General features: G+C 63.7%; 1 protein-coding gene and 1 pseudogene. Both read left to right on the top strand.

Annotation, left to right across the window (positions count from 1 at the left end):
* A pseudogene (locus tag DF200_RS10540) lies at positions 1–220 on the top strand (hypothetical protein); the annotation flags it as partial.
* A gap of 8 nt (positions 221–228) precedes the next feature.
* Positions 229–1,032: an amino acid ABC transporter ATP-binding protein gene (locus DF200_RS10535; RefSeq protein WP_170112512.1), complete on the top strand. Its 804-nt coding sequence runs from the start codon at positions 229–231 to the stop codon at positions 1,030–1,032.
* The last annotated feature ends 345 nt before the right edge of the window (positions 1,033–1,377 follow it).

Here is a 1,377-nt window from a genome sequence, read left to right as displayed (position 1 = left end):
TTCCATACCCGCACACACAAAAGCCCCGGCCACGACGCCGAGGCTCAACACCCCACCACACAAACTGGCGAAGGCTCAAAAATACTTCGGCAAGGGTTTCGAGGCCAGGCCCATCGGCACCAAGGGCAAGCAGACGCCGCTGCCCGGCAAGACCGACGGCGAACCCAAGGACGACGTAAGCAAGACGAACCAGGCCACCATGGTCGGGCTGAACGCATGAGCGAGGCGATGATGACGAACACGAACGCGAACATCAAGACGACGGTCCCCGCGGTCAGGGCCGTGCAGGTGCACAAGGCCTTCGGGTCGCTCCACGTGCTCAAAGGCGTGGACCTCACCGTGGAATCCGGCACCGTGACCGTGATCCTCGGCCCGTCTGGCTCCGGGAAATCCACCCTGCTGCGTCTCATCAACCAGCTGGAGACGCTCACCGGCGGTCGAATCGAGGTCGACGGCGAGATGATCGGATACAAGGAGGTCGAACGCAACGGTCGGACGGTCCTCCAGACCCTCGACGACAAGGACATCGCACGGCAGCGCGCCAAGCTCGGCATGGTGTTCCAGAAGTTCAACCTCTTCCCGCACATGACCGCTCTGGAGAACGTGATGGAGGCGCCGGTCCACGTGGCCCACATGCCGAAGGACAAGGCACGCAAGGAGGCCATCAAGGAGCTTGAACGCGTAGGCATGGGAGACCGCCTCAGCTACTATCCGATGCAGCTTTCCGGCGGCCAGCAGCAGCGCGTGGCCATTGCCCGCGCCCTGGCCATGCACCCCGACATCATGCTGTTCGACGAGCCGACGTCGGCGCTTGACCCCGAACTCGTGGGCGAGGTGCTGAACGTCATGCGCTCGCTCGCCAAGGCCGGCATGACCATGATCTGCGTGACCCACGAGATCGGATTCGCCCGGGAGGTGGCCGACCAGATCGTGTTCATGGACGGTGGCGTGGTCGTGGAGAAGGGAGGCCCCGAGATCATCGACCATCCGAAGGAGCCGCGCTTCCGGGACTTCCTCAACCACGTGCTCTGATTCGGCTTTCCCTGCCGCATTCGCCTTCGCCCCGCGCCCGGCACCGTTTCGTGCGCGGGGCCTTTGTATGCTGTCGGGGTCGTGGCTGCTGGAGTGGAGGCAGGCGGGCTCGGTATGCGTTGCTCGACACACTCAAGGCCGTTCGGCCTCGCTCCGGCATCCGTTTGGCAAAGCCTAACAGATGCCTCCGCTGCTTACGGTCGAGCAACGCTACCGAGCCCTTGGCTTCTGTACCACACAGCGGCGGGCGGCGGCATGTGCTTCCCGACGAGGTGCCTCATTTGAAAGTGAGCGCGTAATCCGGAGTGGTGCCTCACTTGGGGTGAGCGCGAAATCCTAGTCCTT

It is taken from the genome of Bifidobacterium catulorum (assembly GCF_003129925.1).
Classification (GTDB): Bacteria; Actinomycetota; Actinomycetes; order Actinomycetales; family Bifidobacteriaceae; genus Galliscardovia; species Galliscardovia catulorum.
This window is presented reverse-complemented; position numbering and strand designations above follow the sequence as displayed.

What these genes read in the sequence shown, in the direction of transcription:
- DF200_RS10535 (WP_170112512.1), top strand. Translation starts at nt 229, where the DNA reads ATGATGACGAACACGAACGCGAACATCAAGACGACGGTCCCCGCGGTC.